The organism is Mesorhizobium sp. M7A.F.Ca.CA.002.05.1.1 (genome assembly GCF_003998335.1).
Taxonomy (GTDB): domain Bacteria; phylum Pseudomonadota; class Alphaproteobacteria; order Rhizobiales; family Rhizobiaceae; genus Mesorhizobium.
Genome location: NZ_RZQI01001572.1, coordinates 1 through 591 on the forward strand (window position 1 = coordinate 1; position 591 = coordinate 591).

Annotated in this window: 1 protein-coding gene; it reads left to right on the forward strand. The window is 64.1% G+C overall.

Annotated features, from left to right (window positions below):
* Window positions 1–591 (forward strand): threonine aldolase family protein (locus tag EN939_RS37100; RefSeq protein WP_245473340.1); only part of this gene is annotated, 591 nt, incomplete at both ends.

Sequence of the window (591 nt, forward strand, 5' to 3'; positions counted from 1 at the left end):
GCCGATGGCCGTTTCGATCACCCAGTCGACCGAGGTCGGCACCATCTACGGCCTGGATGAGATCGAGACGATCTCGGCGATCGCCAAACAATATTCGGTGCCCCTGCACATGGATGGCGCCCGCTTTGCCAATGCGCTGGTCGCACTCGACACGACACCGGCCGAAATGACCTGGAAACGCGGCGTCGACATCCTCTCCTTCGGCGGCACCAAGAACGGCTGCTGGTGCGCCGAAGCGATCGTGTTGTTCGACCTCGATCGTGCCAGGGAATTGGCCTTCCTGCGCAAGCGCGCCGCCCAGCTGTTTTCGAAATCGCGCTTCGTCGCGGCGCAGTTCGAGGCCTATTTCAAGGGTGGGCTGTGGCTGGACACCGCCCGCCACGCCAACGCCATGGCCGCACGCCTTGCCGCCGCGATCGAGGATTCGGCAACGGCCAAGCTGGCATGGCTGCCGCAGGCGAACGAGGTTTTCGCGGTGATCAAGAAGGCCGAGGCCGAGAGGCTGCAGACCGCGGGTGCCGCCTTCTACGACTGGCACAAGCCGCATGGCTTTGACGGCCACATCGGCGAGGACGAGTTGCTCTACCGCTT